Here is a 16,083-nt window from a genome sequence, read left to right as displayed (position 1 = left end):
TCGGCGCGGCGCTGCGACAGGCGCTGGTTGTACTGCGGCGAGCCGGCGCGATCGGCGTGGCCGGCCACTTCGATGCGGGTCGCCTGCACGCGGCCGGAGTTCTGTGCAGCTTCGGAGATGATCTGGCGGGCACGGTCCGTCAGGTCGGCACGGTCGAAGTCAAAGAACACCAGGTAGGTGCGGGCGGGAGCGGGAGCCGCGGCCGGAGCCGGGGCAACCGGAACCGGCACCGGCGGCGGAGCCTGGTTGAAGGCGTAGCGGATGCCGACCATCGCGGAATGGTGCAGGTTCTCGGCAAACTCCAGCTTGCCTCGCTGCGGCGGACCCGCCTGACGCCACAAGGTCGCCTTGTAGTCGTTGTCCAGCTGACCGAAGAAGCGGTATTCGGCGGTCACCGCGAGACCGGGCACGGCGACGATCGGGAAGGCGGCGCCGGCCATGCCTTGGTAGGCAAAGTTGCCCCAGGTTCCATCTGCGGCCAGCCGGTCACCCGTCACGCGGCTGGTGGCGCGAACATTGCTCAACTCGGTCCACGCATAGCCGACGCCGCCGCCCAGATAGGGCGTGACAGGCAGACCTTCGATCTGGAAGTCATAAAGCAGGTTAGCCATGACGCCATAGGTGTAGGCCTCGCCCCGGAAGGCACCCCATGGGCTGAGGCCTGCATGTCCGCGATAGCTGTCGATGGTGGCTCCGCGCAGATTGGCCTCTGCCTCCGCCCGCAGACCATTGCCGAAGCCGTAGCCCAGGCTCAGCACGCCGACGCCACCCATGTTGTACTTGGCGGTGCCATCCCTGCCGGCGCCTTCGCTCTCGAATTGCTGGCCCAGCACGCCGATTGTCCGGGTATCCGAATCCAGGCGAAAATCCAGCCCCGCTCCGGCACCCAGGTAGAATCCGCTGATCGGTTCCGCCTGTAATGGGGACAGTCCGCAAACCATGACGACCAGCAATGTCGCCGTGCGTAGTGGAAGGGTCATCCTTGGGTTCTCCGCTTTCTGGCGGCATCCGATCTCCACCGATGCGGGATCAGCTTACCGGAAGGTTAAGATTCCTTTTCAGCGGCGGTATGCAACCCAAGATTGTCTTGAAGGTGTGATTTGCACGCGCACTGCGGCCTTAGTGCCGCAACGAGAAAGGGCGCCTTTCGGCGCCCTTTCCATTTCCGATCCGAAGCGGCTGCTCAGCGCAGCACGATCTCGACGCGGCGGTTCTGCGGCTCGCGCACGCCATCGGCGGTCGGCACCAGCGGACGGCTCTCGCCGAAGGCCTGGACCGTGATGGCGGAACGGGCAACACCCAGGCGGGTCAGCTCGGCAGCGACAGCGTCGGCGCGGCGCTGCGAGAGGCGCTGGTTGTACTGCGGCGTACCGGAGCGGTCGGCGTGGCCGGCCACTTCGATGCGGGTCGCCTGCACGCGGCCGGAGTTCTGCGCGGCTTCGGCGATGATCTGGCGGGCACGGTCCGTCAGGTCGGCGCGGTCGAAGTCAAAGAACACCAGGTAGGTGCGGGCCGGTGCCGGGGCAGCGGCCGGAGCCGGGGCAACCGGAACCGGGGCCGGCGGCGGGGCCTGGTTGAAGGCGTAGCGGATACCGAGGAAGGCAGAGTGGTTGTAGTTGTCCACATCCACCTTGCGGCTGACCGCGACGCCGGTCGGGCTACGGTTGACCGCAGTCATCTCCGGCTGCAGCGAGCCGAGGAAGCGGTACTCGGCGGTGATCGCCAGGCCCGGAACAGCGGCGATCGGGAAGGCGGCGCCGACAATGCCCTGGAAGGCGAAGCTGTTGTCGGTGTCGTTGATCGTCAGGCTGTTCACACCGGCATTGTTGGGCGTGAAGCGGCTACGAACGGTGTCGTAGTCGTGCCACACCCAGCCCACGCCAGCACCGACATACGGAACCACGGGCAGGCCGAGGTTGAAGTCGTACAGGGCGTTGACCATCGCACCGTAGGTGCGGGCCTTGCCGCCAATACCTGGGAAGCTGCCGATCTTGTCGACTTCATTCTCGCGGTAGTTACCCTCGAGCTCGGCGCGCAGGCCGTTGCCGAAGCCGTAACCGACGCTGACCACGCCGCCCCAGCCATGGTCGAAATCGATGTCGGCGGCGCCCAGGATGTTGGGACCGTTCTCCGGCAGGTCGACGCTGGTGGACTGCAGGTAGTTGTAGCCAGCACCAGCGCCCAGGTAGACGCCGGAGATCGGCTGCTGCGCGTTGGCCGCGAGCGGCAGCGACAGCATCGTCGCGGCCAGAAGCGCCTTCTTGAGGCTCATTAGAATTCTCCTCGATGCACCAGAGGCATGCTCGCCGCGCTCATCCCCGAGTTGGATTGCTTGGTTCTTGGCGCGTCGTGACGATGACGTAGCACTCCGCCGACAACTGTGCAGTATCCCCGCTTCATTGATGATCACTGCTGCATCGTCTGTGACATTCCCGCCACAGGATACCCTGGCTTTCTGGTCACAGCGCAGAGAGCAGCGAATCTCCTTCCACGGAAGAGATCTGGCGGAGGGCGAATAAGCGATTGTAATGGCCCATCTTCCGCCCCGGTCGCGCCGATGCCTTTCCGTAAAGATGAATTGAAACCATTTCGGCGCCATAAAGTTCCGGCAACTTGGCCATGTCGTCGGGCCCGACGAGGTTGTGCATCACCGCATCCGAATGCCGCTCGACTCCGCCCAGCGGAAGGCCCGCGACCGCCCGGATGTGCTGGTGGAACTGGCTCGACTGGCAGGCATCCATGGTCCAGTGGCCGGAATTGTGCGGACGTGGCGCAATCTCGTTCCCGAGCAGGGTGCCGTCGGGCAGCAGAAAGAACTCCACCGCCAGCACGCCCACCAAGTCCAGTTCGGCGGCCACTTGAGCGGCATGGCCCCGGGCCCGGCGCGCGACGTCCTCCGGCACACGCGCCGGGGCGATGGAAACGTCCAGAATATGGTGTCGGTGCCGATTCTCCACCGCATCATAGACGGCAACGGCGCCATCCGCACCGCGGGCGGCAATGGCCGAGATCTCGTGCGAGAAGGCCACGAAGGCTTCCAGGATCAACGGCCTGGGTTCCAACCGGGCGAATGCGGCAGCAGCCTCTTCGGGCGTGCGCAGAAGGGCCTGGCCACGCCCGTCATAGCCCAGACGCGTCGTCTTCAGCACTGCCGGAAGGCCGATGCGCCCGATCGCGGCCTGCAGCTCCTTCTCGCTGGTCACGGGGGCCCAGGGTGCGACCGGAACTCCGGCGGCCTCCAGAAAGGCTTTCTCCTGCAAGCGATCCTGACAGACCGAAAGCGCCCTCATCCCTGGACGCACCGGCACCAGCGGGGCCAGGATCTCGAGCGTGCGGGCCGGCACGTTCTCGAATTCAAAGGTCACCACGTCGACAGCGGCCGCAAAGGCGCCCAGGGCCACCTCGTCCTCGTAGCCGGCAACAGTGGAGGCGGCCGCAACCTGCATCCCGGGCGAATCGGCATCCGGCGCGAAGATGTGGCACCGGTATCCCAGCTCGGCAGCGGCCAGCGCGGACATGCGGCCCAGCTGGCCGCCCCCCAGGATCCCGATGGTGCTGTTGGGTTTCAGCGGAAACGCGCTCATTCCGGAAGCTCTGCCACAGCCTGGGTTTGCGCCTCACGCCAGGCTTCCAGCCGCTCGGCCAGCGACGGATCGGTGGTGGCGAGCATGGCGGCGGCCAGCAACGCGGCGTTCACCGCTCCTGCCCGCCCAATGGCCAGCGTGCCCACGGGGATGCCGGCCGGCATCTGAACGATGGACAGCAAGCTATCCATGCCCTTGAGCGCGTGGCTTTCGACTGGCACGCCCAGCACCGGGAGCCGCGTCATCGCCGCTGCCATGCCGGGCAAGTGGGCGGCGCCTCCCGCGCCGGCAATGACGACACGCAGGCCCCGCCCCGCTGCGGCGGCGGCATAGTCGTAGAGGCGCTGCGGCGTTCGATGGGCCGACACCACCCGAACCTCATGGGGGATGTCCAGCTTCTCCAGCGTCTCCGCCGCGTTGCGCATGGTCTCCCAGTCCGAGCGACTGCCCATGATGATGCCGACCAGCGGCGTGGATGACGGAGAGGCGGAGGTGTCGGTCACGGGGCGACATTCCTGCAACGGGGAAACAAGCGGGCGGCTGTGCCCCGCCGGGCCGCGCTTGTCCACCCCTTCTTCAGGCGGCCCGGTCCGTCCCGCCGCCGCGACGAGCCGTGAAGGAGCGGCTCCGGGCCTTGAGCTTCTGGAACCGGCCCAGCTCCTCCAGGCGGCGGTCAAGAAAGGCCAGGGTGGCTGTGCCCTCGGGATCAGGGTCCTGCAGCCAGAAGCTCAGCGTCGCGGCGTAGATTCCGGCCAAGGTCGCCCGGCGGGTGTAATACGACGCATCAGCCGAATGGTCGCCAGCCGCCAGCCACATCGCATCGACGGTTCGGGCGGTGGCGCGGGCTGCGGCACCATAATTCCAGGGCAGGGCCAGCACCGCCACGGCGCGCCGCACGGCCTCGCGATGTGGCGCCCGCTGCCGGAGCCGGATCTCCATCAGGGTCCGGATGCGCAGCGGAACCCGCATGGCATCCAGCCCGGCGCCAGCCGCCTCCCCGGCCATGTCCCGGTCGGCCAGATCTGTCCAGGCCTCGACCATGGCCGCGGGACCCTGCGGGAACAAGCCAACAGCCGCATCGGGATCGGTTCCGTCGGCCCGGAGGCCGGCGCGCAACGCCGCCTCCCCCCAGCCGAATCGGGGAACAAACGGAACGGCGGCGCGCAAGGCGGCATCGCGCTCGGCGCTGCGTTCCAGGGCGGGTGGCATGCGGCTCATGGCGCAGGCTCCCTGGAGCTGGACACGTGGTGCTGTGCGGCAGCGGCGCGGGCAAGTTCGTCCGTGAAGCCAAACAATCCCATGTCGCTCATCCGACTCGGATAGAGGACGCCGTTCAGATGGTCGAACTCATGCTGCATCACGCGGGCCGTCAGCCCCTCCGCCTCGCCTTCAACCAGATTTCCCTCGATGTCCGTGCCGCGGAAGGCAACACGGTGGGCACGCTCAACATTGCCACGGAGGCCGGGAATGGAAAGGCAGCCTTCCCAGCCGCGCTGGTCCGGTGGTCCCAGAAGCTCGATCTCCGGATTGATCAGGGCAGCGACGCTGTCGCCGTTGCGCCAAACAAAGATGCGTTTGGATACGTGGATCTGTGGCGCGGCAAGCCCCAGCCCCTGAGCGTCCAGCATGGTTTCCGCCATGTCCTGCACCAGTTGGCGGATCTCCGGCGCGGCGGGGTCAGGCACGGCGACTGCCACCTGCAGCAGCACCGGATGTCCCATCCGGGCGATCTTCAAGATGGCCATGCGCACTCCCCTCCCAAGCGATCCTTGCGAGGGGGAGATGGTGCGCGTCGCCCCGGCTTCCAACGCCACTCCGGGAAGGGCTTTCAATCGGGGCTGCGGGCATGCTATGGGCAGCGCCACCTCGCAGGGCGGCATCGGCGTTGGCCGAAGCCTCATGCATTTCGCCTTATACGACCCGGCCGGATGTTCCGGTGCACGGGCTGACTGGAAAAAGGATACCGCACAGCGTGCAGGTCGTCGTTCGGGACAACAATATCGATCAGGCCCTCAAGGCTCTGAAGAAGAAGCTGCAGCGTGAAGGCGTGTTTCGCGAGATGAAGCTGCGCCGCCACTACGAGAAGCCGTCTGAGCGCCGTGCTCGCGAAGCGGCCGAAGCCGTTCGGCGCGCCCGCAAGGTTGAGCGCAAGCGCCTGGAGCGCGAGGGCTTCTGATTCGCCACGCCTCGCTTGCTGCGGGGCGGTCGGAGGTGAGCCGAGCCGCGAACCTGGACGATATCGATCCAGGTCGCAGCTGCTTGCCCATCAGCGCAGCTGCAGGTTGCGCATCACGAATTTGTGACAACCTAATTCTCTACTAAATTGTAACGCAATGTAACGCCTGCTGTGCGGCTGCGCGGCGGCGTTTTATTGCGTTCCCATGCTCAAATCGCGTTCGCATCTCTGGCTGCTGGCGGGCGCGTTTGGCGCCCTCGCGGCATTTGCCCCTTCTCCCTCCGTTTTCGCCCAGGACGTCCGCCCGGCGCTGCCGGTGGTGACGGCCGCTGCGCAGCGTGGCCCGGTCGCACTGGAGATCTCGGCAAACGGCAATGTGGTGGCCGAGGCCAGTGTCGCCGTGCGGAGTCGTGTTGAAGGTCAGATGCGCCAGGTGCATGTGGCCGAGGGGCAACGTGTGAAGCGCGGCGACGTGCTGTTCACCCTGGATGCCCGGATGACCGAGGCCCTGCTTGCACAGCAGGAAGCGCAGCTGGCCCGCGATCGTGCCCAGGCCGTGCGCGCCCGGCAGGATGCGGTCCGATACACCTCCCTCCAAGGTGGCGGATTCGCGGCCGCGCAGAGGCTGGAGCAGGCGCAGGCCGATGCCGCCGCCGCCGAGGCCACCATGCGCGCAACGGAAGCGGGGATCAGCCAGACCCGCATCACCCTCGACTACGCCACCATCCGTGCCGAGATTTCCGGCCGTCTGGGGGCCATTCCGGCGACCCAGGGCAATCTGGTTCGCGCGGGGGACAGCGCGCCGCTGGCAACCATCACCCAGACCGATCCCATCCAGGTGCAGTTCGCTGTGCCAGAGCGCTGGCTGCCCGAGATACAGGCCGCGATGCAGCTGGGCGAGCCGCTGGTCACCGCCCACCCTCCGGCCGATTCCAAGCCACCGGTCCGAGGCCGCCTGTTTTTTGTCGACAGCCAGGTGGACACGACTTCCGGCACCATTCAGCTGAAGGCACGCTTTTCCAACCCCGATGACAGCCTCTGGCCAGGCCAGTACGTCAACGTGGTGCTCGTTCCGCGGACCGAGGCCGATGCGCTGTCAGTGCCGGTGCAGGCAGTGCAGACCGGGGCGGGGGGCGAACGCTTCGTTTATGTGGTCGATGCCGAGTCCCGCGCCCGTCGCCGGGCCGTGAAGCTGGAGCGAGTGGTGGCTGGCCGCGCCGTGCTGGCTGCCGAGATCGCCGCCGGTGACAAAGTGGTTGTGGAGGGCGCGCAGCTGCTCTCCGACGGGGCACGAGTTGCCGAACGCGCCGCGCGTCAAAGCTGAGGAACCGGCCATGCACCTCTCCGAGCTTTGCATCCGCCGGCCTGTGATGACCTTCCTGCTGGCAGTCGCCGCGGTGGTCGCCGGCGCGATTGCCTACCTGCAATTGCCGGTGGCAGCAGTGCCGCGCGTCGACTTTCCGGTGATTTCGGTCAGCGCCGACCTGCCAGGCGCCAGCCCCGAGACCATGGCCAACTCAGTGGCGCTTCCTCTGGAGCGGGAATTCTCCACCATCGCCGGCATCGATCAGATGTCGTCCACCAGCGGCTCCGGGCGCACCTCCATCACGCTGCAATTTGTGCTGGGCCGCAACATCGACGCGGCGGCGCTGGACGTACAGGCCGCGCTGTCGCGTGCCCAGCGGCGACTGCCGCAGGAAATGACCAACCCGCCGTCCTTCCGCAAATCCAACCCCGCCGACGCGCCGGTGGTGCTGCTCAATCTGAAGGGCGGCGATGTTCCGCTGTACCGGCTGAACGAGGTGGCGGCCGTGCTGATCGCGCCCGCCCTGTCCCGCATCCCGGGCGTCGCCCAGGTGGTGACCTATGGCGAGCAGAAATACGCCGTGCGGGTGCAGCTCGATCCCGACCGGGTGGCGGCGCTCGGCTTCTCCTTCGACGAGGCCCAGCGTGCCATCGCTGCCGCCAACAGCAACACGCCGGTCGGCACGCTGAACGGCCCACGCCAGCAACTTACCCTGCGGGCCAACGACCAGTTGCAGGACGCGCAGGAATTCGGCCGCCTGATCGTCGGCGGGCGGCCCAATGCACCGATCCGGGTGCAGGACATCGCGACGGTGCTCGACGGAGTGGAGAACAACCGTATTGCCGCCTGGGTGAATGGCGAGCGCGGCCTGACCCTCGCTGTGCAGCGCCAGCCGGACGCCAACACGGTGGACGTGGTCGATGCGGTTAAGGCCGCCCTGCCGGGGCTGCAGGCAGCATTGCCGCCGGGCGCCGGCATCTCCGTGATGCTGGACCGTTCGGCCTCCATCCGGGAGGCGGTGCACGACGTGCAGCACCACCTGATGATCGCGGTCGGGCTGGTGGTGCTGGTGATCTTCCTGTTCCTGCGCCGTGTCAGCGCCACGCTGATCCCCGGCATTGCGGTGCCGATCTCCCTCGCCGGCACCTTCGGGCTGATGCACGCGCTGGGCTACGGCATCGACAACATCACCCTCCTTGGCCTGACGCTGGCTGTCGGCCTTGTGGTGGACGACGCCATCGTGATGCTGGAAGCCATTGTCCGGCATATCGAGGAAGGCATGCATCCCCTGGCCGCCGCCATTCGCGGATCGAGGGAAATCGGCTTCACCATCATCTCCATCACCCTCTCGCTGATCGCGGTGTTCCTGCCGATCCTGCTGATGGGCGGCGTGGTGGGCCGGGTGTTCAACGCCTTCGCCGCCACGGTATCGCTGGCCGTCATCACCTCCTGCGTGGTGTCGCTGACGCTGACGCCGCTGATGGCCAGCCGCTTGCCGGCGCACCCTCGCCCTTCCCGCTTTGACGCGCTGCTGGAACGCGGCTTCCAGGCGGTGGAGCGCGGCTATGGCTGGATGCTGGACCGCGCGCTGCGCTTCCGCCCGGCCGTTTGGCTGGTGTTCCTGGCTTCGATCGGTCTGTCCGGCTGGCTCGCCATCTCCATCCCCAAGGGCTTTTTCCCGGTGGAGGATACGGGCCTGCTTAGCGTGTCGACCGAAGGGCCTCAGGACACCTCCTTCGACGACATGGTGGTGCGTCAGGCGCATGTGGCTGAAATCGTCGCACGTCACCCTTCGGTGGTTCAGGTGAACTCCTCGGCCGGGATCGGCGGCAACAGCCAGGCACTGAACCAAGGACGCATGTTCGTCCAGCTCAAGCCGCGCCGCGAACGGGCGCCGATCGGCGACATCATCCAGGAACTGCGGCGGCAAACCGCCGGCATTCCGGGCATGCGCGTCTACTTCAATCCCATCCAGAACCTGAATTTCGGCGCCCGGCAATCGCGCACGCTCTACCAGTACACGCTGCAAGGCCTCAGGGCCGACGAGCTTTATGTCTGGTCCGAGCGAATGACCGACGCCCTGCGTCGGCTGCCCGAACTGCAGGATGTGAATTCCGATTTGCAGATGGCCGCCCCCATTCTATCGGTGAATGTGGATCGCGATCGCGCAGCGGCGCTCGGCGTCAATGTCGAGCAGGTCCGGCAGGCCCTCTACTCAGCCTTCGGTGCCCGGCAAATCAGCACCATCTATGGCGCGTCCGACAGCTACTCGGTGATCCTGGAGGCGCTGCCGCGCGACCAGCAGGACGAGGCGGGGCTCGCCAAGATCTACCTGCGCGGAAGCGGCGGGCGGCTGGTGCCGCTGGCCGGCATCGCCACGCTGGAGCGTCGCGTCGGTCCGCTGACCGTGGCGCATCAGGGCCAGTTACCTGCCGTGACCATCGGCTTTAACACGGCTCCGGGCGTGGCTCTCGGGCAGGCCACGGAAGCCATCGCCGCTCTGGAACGGGATTTCGGCCTGCCGCCCACCATTGTCACCGGCTATGCCGGCACGGCGCAGATCTTCCAGGAGGCTTTGGCCGGCCAGGGCATGCTGCTGCTGGCCGCGGTGCTGATCATGTACGTGGTTCTGGGGGTGCTCTACGAATCGCTGGTGCACCCACTGACCATTCTGTCAGGCCTGCCGCCGGCGGCGCTTGGCGCACTGGCGACGCTGTGGCTGTTCGGCCTCGATCTTTCCGTGATCGCCGTGATCGGCGTGCTGTTGCTGATCGGACTGGTCAAAAAGAACGCCATCATGGTGGTGGATGTGGCCATCGCCCGCATGAAGACGGGGGAAGATCCTCGGTCGGCCGTGCGTGAGGCCAGCCTGATTCGGTTCCGCCCGATCATGATGACAACCCTAGCCGCGGCTGCGGGCGCGGTCCCGATCGCGGCGGGCTGGGGTGCAGCGGCCGAGTTGCGGCAGCCTCTGGGTCTGGCGGTGGTGGGCGGGCTCGCTGTGTCGCAGGCCCTGACCCTGTTCGTCACCCCGGTGCTGTTCCTGGCTTTCGAGGGGCTGGCGCGACGGTTCAGCCGCGCCGGAAGCACCGTGCATCAACCGGCCGAATAGAAAGACCGATCAGTGGTCGCGGCCTCGTCCGGTGCGCGCCTGCAAGGCGTCGATGCGCTGGCTGGCCTCCGCCTTGGTGAGGGAGGGATCGAACTCTTCCCCAGCCTCCTGGCAGAGGGTCTGAAGATAGCTGGCCTGGGCACCGGTCATGCTCTCGTCCCCGGTGCTCCATTCGGCTGGGTCTTTCTCGGCACTGCCCACAGGCTGCCGGTCCTGGTCGCTGGTGTTCTTTGCCATCCTGCTTCTCCGGTTCTTCTTTCGTTCCTAGAACGGCCACGATGCCCTCGGGTTGCTCCACTGGCTTGCAGCACCATGATCCGGATAGGAGGGAAAGGATGACATTCCTCCCGGTAGAATTTATAGGGCAATGCTAAGATAGCTTAATACAGGATGCGGCTTGTGAGTGATACGCCACGAGTGCGGGTGTTCGATAACGGCGTCACAACCGCAACCTTCATCGACGCCGCCGCCCTCCACGGCACGCTGGTCGTCACCTTTGATCCCTTCACCTACCTTAATCCCGACGGGCCAGGCTTCGGCGAAGCCGTGCTGGTGGCGAGCGGCTACGACGTTCTGGCCTTTCAGAAACGCCAGGAGAACTTCTACCAGGAGCTGACCCGCGAGGATGTTGCGGCGGTGCTGAAGCCGTATCAGCATCGCTACCGCCGTCTGGTGTTCTATGGCTGCAGCGTCGGTGCCTACGCCGTGCTGTACTTCGGCACCGACTTCGAGGCCGACATCCTGTCCATCTCACCGCGCGTCTCGACCCACCCGATCTATGTGCGGGAACTGAGGCTCAGCGCCCGATGGGCCGAACTGCACAAGCATGGGTCGATGGCCGATCGGCCTTCCCGTGCCCGCCAGGTTGCGTTGATCTACGATCCGGTCCTGGTCAATCAGCCTGCGGCGAAGGCCGATATCTTGTTCATGGAGCAGGAGATTTTGCCGGGCTTCCCGGGAATCACCATCCACGCCCTGCGCCACACCGGCCACCCCAGCGCCAGTTCCCTGGCTGAAACGCACCAGTTGCGGCCTTTGCTTTCTCAGTTCCTGGAGCAAGGTCGCATGGATTTCGCGCCGTATCAGGCGCTGCGGGCCAGTTCGCCCACCTACATGATGAATTTCTCGGCCTGGCTCTTGGAGCGCGGAAAGGCGCGCTGGGCTGCTTCCTTGGCGCAGCGGGCGGTGGACCTCGCCCCGCAGCTGGCAAACGTGCACTTCCAACGCAGCCATACCCATCTGGCGTTTGGCGAATTCGATGAGGCACGACAGGCAGCAAGGCTGGCCCTGAACATCGAGCCGCATCGGCACCACGAGCGGCTGCGGCTTTTGAATGCGTTCGAGGCGGCGGGCGATCTTGACGGCATGACCGGGCTGATCTCCGACGCGCTCGAGTTGCCGGAGGCGGCACTGGTCTCGACCGCGCGCTGTGCCCTGGCCGGGCGGGCCGCGCAAATGTTGGATACCGCCGGCAGAACGGAGGAGGCCCTAGCCTTCGCCCTTCGCGCCGTCACGCTCGGCGGACGCCCGAACCATCTGCTGCAGCAGGCCGCGCAGCTTCAGCTCAAGCTAGGGTACTGGGAGGAAGCCCTGGGGGTGCTGGACGAGGCGGCGGGCCTGCGCGCCGACGCGGCGCTGACCCACCGCCTGCGGGCCAAGGCGCTGGTGGAATTGAGCCGCACCGGAGACGCGCAGGCAGCGCTGCGCCGCGCGGCCACGCTGGATTCGGGAGACTGGACACTGCACCTGCAGATGGCGGAGTTGCACGCGATGAACTACGAAGCGCAGCAGGCGCGGCAGATCCTGCAAAACATCGTCCACGATGCCCCCCCGAGCGCGGCCCTGTTGCTGGGCGTGGCACGGGTGCATCTGAAGCTCGCAGAAGACAGAACCGCGCTGGAAACCCTGCAACAGGCGCTGCGGCTGGCGCCCGAGGACATGGAGGTGCGGCTGTTGCTGGCCGTCACCCAGCGTGGCCTCGGCCAAACAGCCGCGGCGTTGAAGCTGGTCGAACAGGCCCTGGCGCTGCGGCCGGATCACGTGTCGCTGCGACGCCTGCATCACGAGTTGCGCGAAGAGGCCGCCGCCTTCAGTTGAGGCCTCGCCCGCTTACCGCTTGCGGGCGCCGCCACCGGAAACGATCCCCTCTCCGGCATCGCGTGGCAGCCCGGCGGCCAGCGGCCCGGCCACCATGGCAAGCGCGGCTGCCACCAGGAAGCCGGCGGTGAAATCCGGCAAGGCCACCCCTTCGCGGCCGGCGAGGGCAACGCTGATCTGCAGAACGGCGGAAGCCACCGCCACGCCCAGCGCCTGCGGCAATTGCTGCGCGGTGCTGTAGAGGCTGGTGGCCGCCGACAGCTTTTCCTGCGGCACGTCGGCATAGGCCAGCGTGTTCATCGCGGTGAACTGCAGCGACCGGCAAAGGCCGCTGATCAACAGCACGGTGAAGATGGCGGCCATGGGCCAGCCCGGGCGGAAGGCTCCGCAAAGGGCAATGCAAAGCGCGGCAAGCACCGCGTTCCAGATGAGAACGTTCCGGAAGCCGAAGCGGCGCAGCGCGAACTTCGCCATGGGCTTCATGGCAAAGGCTCCGAGTGCGCTGGCAAAGCTGATCAGGCCGCTCTCGGCCGCCGAGGCACCGAAGCCGAGCTGCAAGGTCAGGGGGATCAGGAAGGGCGTGGCGCCAGCACCGACGCGGAACACCGTGCCGGCAATGTTGGGCACCCGGAAGCTTGGAATGGCAAGGAGGCGGAAATCGAGCGCCGGATGCGGCGTCTTCAGGCAGTGCCGGATCGCCCAGACCGTGAGCACGATCGCGGCCAGTACCCCTCCCTCGGCAAGGTGGGCCGGTACCAGCCCACGGCCGAGCGTTTCAAAGGCGAACATGGTGCAGGCCAGTGCCGCGCCGGTCAGCGCCAGGCCGCGGATGTCTGGCGGAGGAGGCAGGCTCGCTGGCAAAGGCGGAATGATGCGCCACACCAGCACCATGCCGATCATGCCCACCGGCACGTTGATCCAGAACACGGCGCGCCAGGAAATCAGGTCGGTCAGCAGCCCGCCGAGCGGCGGACCCAGGAGCGGTCCGATCAGTGCCGGCATGGTGAGCCAAGTGGTGACGGACAACAGCTCCTCGCGGCGGACCCGGCGCAGCAGAAGAAGCCGTCCCACGGGCACCATCATGGCGCCGCCCAGGCCCTGCAGCACGCGCGCGGCCACCATCTCCGCCAGCCCTCCCGCCATGCCGCACAGCGCCGACGCCAGGGTGAAGGTGCCAATGGCCACCAGGAAGACCTGCTTGGCGCCGAACCGGTCCGCCACCCAGCCGGAGAGAGGGATGAACACGGTAAGCGCCACCAGGTAGGAGGTGATGGCAACGCCCATCACCAGCGGGTCCTCGCCCAGCGAACGCGACATTGCGGGCAGCGCCGTGGCCACCACGGTGCCGTCAAGGTTCTGCATGAACAGGGCCGAGGCGACGATGGCGGCCATCAGACGCGGATCGGGCAGCTTCGGTTCGACGGGGGTGATGGAGGGCGATTCGGCAGTCACGCCGGCAAGGCTACGCCTGCCCGCGTGTCCCCGCCATGCCTGGCCGGCGCCTCAATCGGTGAGGATGCGTGCCACTGCGCGGCGCGTAGGCACCATCAGGTCGCAGCAAAGCCCGGCCGCCCGCCACTCCCAACGCACCATTCCGCCCAGCTGCTGGCGCAGGGTGGTTTCGATCACCCGCGCGCCAAAGCCGCGCCGTGCCGGCGGGCCGTTCAGCACCGGACCGTCCAGTTCAATCCAGCGGAAATGCAACATGTCCTGTTCCGCCCCTTCCACCGCCTCCCATTGCAGCAGCACACGCCCTTCGGCAGTGGACAGCGCACCGTGCTGCGCCGCGTTGGTCGCCAGCTCGTGCACCACCAGCGAGAGCGGCTGCACCGCTTCGACGGTGAGGGTCAGGGGCGGCCCATGCATGCGCACCGACCCGCCTTGCACCTCGTTCAGAAGCGCCCCGAGTTCTCCCTCCAGCACCAAGCGCAGATCTGCGCCGCGCCATTCCGCCTCGGCCAGGCGGATCTGGGCACGCGCCAGCGCGGAAACCCGCCCTTCCACCGCCTGAACGAAAGCCTCCGTGCTGTCGGCACGCGTCATCCGCAAGGCGGCCTGCACCACGGCCAGGGCGTTCTTGGCACGGTGATCGACCTCACGCGCCAGGACGCGGTGCTGCTCGGCGGCCAAGCGCGCTCCCGTCACATCGTGGAAGGTGCAGACCACCATCAGCGTCTGCCCGCTGCCGCTTCGCACGGGGGCAGCACTCATCTCCAGTGCCACCATGGCGCCGTCGCCACGCCGGTAGAGCATCGGCTCTGCCACCACCGATTCGCCGAGGCGCAATGCCCTGGCGATGGGCATGTCCTCCGCCTCGTAGGGGAGGCCGTCGCGGCGCAGGGCGCTGAAGGCCGTCTGCATCGGCAGCGGCGCATCCAATTCCAGGGGGCGTCCCAGGATCTCCGCCGCGCGGGCGTTGCGGAAGACCAGGCGGCCATTGGGCATTTCCGCCAGCACCACGCCCACCGGCATCTGTTCCAGCACGGCGCGAAGCCGCCCCTCCCCGTCCGCAAGGTCCTGCTCTCGCCGGCGCAGCGAGGCGTGCAGCGCGCCCAGCGACTCTGCCAGCAGCGAGGCTTCGCGCAACCTGCCGCCGCTGGGAAGGGGGTGCTGTGGATCGTTGCGCAGCTGCAAGGCGGCATCCGACAGGCGCTGCATCGGTCGCGCCACCAGCCCCGCCAGCCACCAGCCCAGCCCGGCCGCCACCAGCGCGCCCAGGGTTCCCCAGCCCAGGATCTGCAGCCGCAGTCGCTGCACGGGCGCAAAAGCGACCTTGGCATCGCCTCGCACCAGCACGGTCCAGCCCAAAGAGGCAGCATCGCGGTGGCCGCGCGTGGGGGCAAAGCCGACCAGGCTGCGGCTTCCATTGTCCTGCATCACAACACTGCCGCCGCGGCCCTTGCGAAGCTTCGGCGCCAGACGCGCCAGATCGACGGCCGCCTCGCCGGCCTCTCCCAGGATGACGCGGCCTTCCTTGTCCAGGATCAACGCCTGTGCTTCCGGGTGGCGCTGGCGCAACGGCACCAATGCGTCGCGCGCCAGGGCGATCGCCCATTCCCAGTAGAGGTGAGCGGCCAGCACGCCCGCGCTGGCGCCCCCTTCGCCGGTCACTGGTGCCGCCAGATCCACAAACCGCGCCGGGTCGTGCGCCGGGCGGCCCAGCAGCGGCGACATTAGCCGGCCTTCATGGACGTCGCCCAGAAAGGGCGCCTTCTGCCCGGCGACGAAGTAGTCGCGGTGGCCGACCTTGGCTCCCTCCAGCACACCGCTGCTGGTGACGCGAATGGTTCCGGCATCATCGATCAGCAGCAGGATCGCGTAGTCGGGATAGCTACGCTGCACTTCACGCAGCAGGTGGCGCTGCTCGTTGGGGGATGCACCGGCATCGCGCATCAGCGGCAGGGAGGCGACGATGCGGATCTCCCGCAGCCGCTCAAACAAGCCGCGGTCCAGAAGGTCGGCGAGGCGCTCGGCCGCGGAGCCGAACTCGGCTCCGATGTCGGCCCTGAGGCGGCGGTCAGCCTGCGCCCCCAGCGCCACTGCGGTGATCCCGGCGGCAAGCAGTCCTAACCCGCCAATCGCCGTCGCCAGCATCCCCCGCAAGCCGAGCCCGGCCCCTGGGTGACGGGACGGAGAGGATGAGCTCTGGCCTGGCGCGTCCGCAACGCCTGATTCCGTGGCGCCCTGCCCCAACTTCATGGCGAATGCCCCTGGGGGCAACTCTCCCCCGAGATCATTTCAACAACCTCATTATCCCGCTAAGGTTGTCTTCATTGAAGCAAATTCCCCACTCGCGAGCAATGAGACT

Annotated in this window: 13 protein-coding genes; 4 read left to right on the top strand and 9 right to left on the bottom strand. The window is 67.3% G+C overall.

Annotated features, from left to right (window positions below; translation table 11 throughout):
- The 6 genes from ACFOD4_RS11095 to def form a co-directional block, all read right to left on the bottom strand.
- Positions 1 to 980, bottom strand: a 980-nt coding sequence (locus ACFOD4_RS11095) for an OmpA family protein (RefSeq protein ID WP_379596431.1), incomplete at its 3' end; no start/stop codon positions are given.
- Between the two features lie 203 nt (positions 981 to 1,183).
- Complete coding sequence (locus ACFOD4_RS11090; protein ID WP_379596429.1) at positions 1,184 to 2,272, bottom strand: OmpA family protein; 1,089 nt, start codon at positions 2,270 to 2,272, stop codon at positions 1,184 to 1,186.
- A 187-nt stretch (positions 2,273 to 2,459) separates the two neighbouring features.
- On the bottom strand, positions 2,460 to 3,584 hold the full coding sequence (locus ACFOD4_RS11085; protein WP_379596427.1) for a 5-(carboxyamino)imidazole ribonucleotide synthase: 1,125 nt from the start codon (positions 3,582 to 3,584) through the stop codon (positions 2,460 to 2,462).
- Positions 3,581 to 4,036: a 5-(carboxyamino)imidazole ribonucleotide mutase gene (gene purE / locus ACFOD4_RS11080; protein WP_379596960.1), complete on the bottom strand. Its 456-nt coding sequence runs from the start codon at positions 4,034 to 4,036 to the stop codon at positions 3,581 to 3,583. Before purE ends, ACFOD4_RS11085 begins: the two co-directional genes overlap by 4 nt.
- Before the next feature lie 124 nt (positions 4,037 to 4,160).
- Entirely contained in the window at positions 4,161 to 4,802 is a 642-nt protein-coding gene (locus tag ACFOD4_RS11075) for a COQ9 family protein (protein WP_379596425.1), read from the bottom strand.
- Positions 4,799 to 5,329 carry a peptide deformylase gene (def, locus tag ACFOD4_RS11070; RefSeq protein ID WP_379596423.1) on the bottom strand — a complete coding sequence of 177 codons (531 nt, stop codon included), beginning with the start codon at positions 5,327 to 5,329 and terminating at the stop codon, positions 4,799 to 4,801. The genes ACFOD4_RS11075 and def overlap by 4 nt, the downstream gene beginning before the upstream one ends.
- Positions 5,330 to 5,556: 227 nt before the next feature.
- Here def and rpsU point away from each other — a divergent pair, with 227 nt between their 5' ends.
- The 3 genes from rpsU to ACFOD4_RS11055 all read left to right on the top strand — a co-directional run bounded on the left by rpsU (position 5,557) and on the right by ACFOD4_RS11055 (position 10,178).
- Entirely contained in the window at positions 5,557 to 5,760 is a 204-nt protein-coding gene (gene rpsU, locus ACFOD4_RS11065) for a 30S ribosomal protein S21 (protein WP_007006360.1), read from the top strand.
- Between the two features lie 205 nt (positions 5,761 to 5,965).
- Positions 5,966 to 7,084 (top strand): efflux RND transporter periplasmic adaptor subunit, encoded by a 1,119-nt coding sequence (locus ACFOD4_RS11060; protein WP_379596422.1) that lies wholly within the window; start codon positions 5,966 to 5,968, stop codon positions 7,082 to 7,084.
- A gap of 10 nt (positions 7,085 to 7,094) precedes the next feature.
- Positions 7,095 to 10,178 (top strand): efflux RND transporter permease subunit, encoded by a 3,084-nt coding sequence (locus ACFOD4_RS11055; RefSeq protein ID WP_379596421.1) that lies wholly within the window; start codon positions 7,095 to 7,097, stop codon positions 10,176 to 10,178.
- 9 nt (positions 10,179 to 10,187) lie between these two features.
- Here ACFOD4_RS11055 and ACFOD4_RS11050 read toward each other — a convergent pair whose 3' ends face one another.
- On the bottom strand, positions 10,188 to 10,415 hold the full coding sequence (locus ACFOD4_RS11050) for a DUF3072 domain-containing protein (RefSeq protein WP_379596420.1): 228 nt from the start codon (positions 10,413 to 10,415) through the stop codon (positions 10,188 to 10,190).
- Positions 10,416 to 10,577: 162 nt separating this feature from the next.
- Here ACFOD4_RS11050 and ACFOD4_RS11045 point away from each other — a divergent pair, with 162 nt between their 5' ends.
- Positions 10,578 to 12,275 (top strand): tetratricopeptide repeat protein, encoded by a 1,698-nt coding sequence (locus ACFOD4_RS11045; RefSeq protein ID WP_379596418.1) that lies wholly within the window; start codon positions 10,578 to 10,580, stop codon positions 12,273 to 12,275.
- Positions 12,276 to 12,287: 12 nt separating this feature from the next.
- On the opposite strand, the gene ACFOD4_RS11040 is transcribed toward ACFOD4_RS11045, so the two are convergent.
- Both ACFOD4_RS11040 and ACFOD4_RS11035 read right to left on the bottom strand, forming a co-directional pair.
- Positions 12,288 to 13,727 carry an MFS transporter gene (locus ACFOD4_RS11040; protein ID WP_379596417.1) on the bottom strand — a complete coding sequence of 480 codons (1,440 nt, stop codon included), beginning with the start codon at positions 13,725 to 13,727 and terminating at the stop codon, positions 12,288 to 12,290.
- Between the two features lie 51 nt (positions 13,728 to 13,778).
- Positions 13,779 to 15,974 carry an HWE histidine kinase domain-containing protein gene (locus ACFOD4_RS11035; RefSeq protein WP_379596416.1) on the bottom strand — a complete coding sequence of 732 codons (2,196 nt, stop codon included), beginning with the start codon at positions 15,972 to 15,974 and terminating at the stop codon, positions 13,779 to 13,781.
- Positions 15,975 to 16,083: the final 109 nt, after the last annotated feature.

It is taken from the genome of Teichococcus globiformis, assembly GCF_042646265.1.
GTDB lineage: Bacteria > Pseudomonadota > Alphaproteobacteria > Acetobacterales > Acetobacteraceae > Pseudoroseomonas > Pseudoroseomonas globiformis.
The sequence above is the reverse complement of the archived record's forward strand: the minus strand, read 5'-3'. Positions and strand labels throughout refer to the sequence as shown.

What these genes read in the sequence shown, in the direction of transcription:
- ACFOD4_RS11090 (WP_379596429.1), bottom strand. Translation starts at nt 2,272, where the DNA reads ATGAGCCTCAAGAAGGCGCTTCTGGCCGCGACGATGCTGTCGCTGCCG.
- ACFOD4_RS11085 (WP_379596427.1), bottom strand. Translation starts at nt 3,584, where the DNA reads ATGAGCGCGTTTCCGCTGAAACCCAACAGCACCATCGGGATCCTGGGG.
- purE (WP_379596960.1), bottom strand. Translation starts at nt 4,036, where the DNA reads ATGGGCAGTCGCTCGGACTGGGAGACCATGCGCAACGCGGCGGAGACG.
- ACFOD4_RS11075 (WP_379596425.1), bottom strand. Translation starts at nt 4,802, where the DNA reads ATGAGCCGCATGCCACCCGCCCTGGAACGCAGCGCCGAGCGCGATGCC.
- def (WP_379596423.1), bottom strand. Translation starts at nt 5,329, where the DNA reads ATGGCCATCTTGAAGATCGCCCGGATGGGACATCCGGTGCTGCTGCAG.
- ACFOD4_RS11060 (WP_379596422.1), top strand. Translation starts at nt 5,966, where the DNA reads ATGCTCAAATCGCGTTCGCATCTCTGGCTGCTGGCGGGCGCGTTTGGC.
- ACFOD4_RS11055 (WP_379596421.1), top strand. Translation starts at nt 7,095, where the DNA reads ATGCACCTCTCCGAGCTTTGCATCCGCCGGCCTGTGATGACCTTCCTG.
- ACFOD4_RS11050 (WP_379596420.1), bottom strand. Translation starts at nt 10,415, where the DNA reads ATGGCAAAGAACACCAGCGACCAGGACCGGCAGCCTGTGGGCAGTGCC.
- ACFOD4_RS11035 (WP_379596416.1), bottom strand. Translation starts at nt 15,974, where the DNA reads ATGAAGTTGGGGCAGGGCGCCACGGAATCAGGCGTTGCGGACGCGCCA.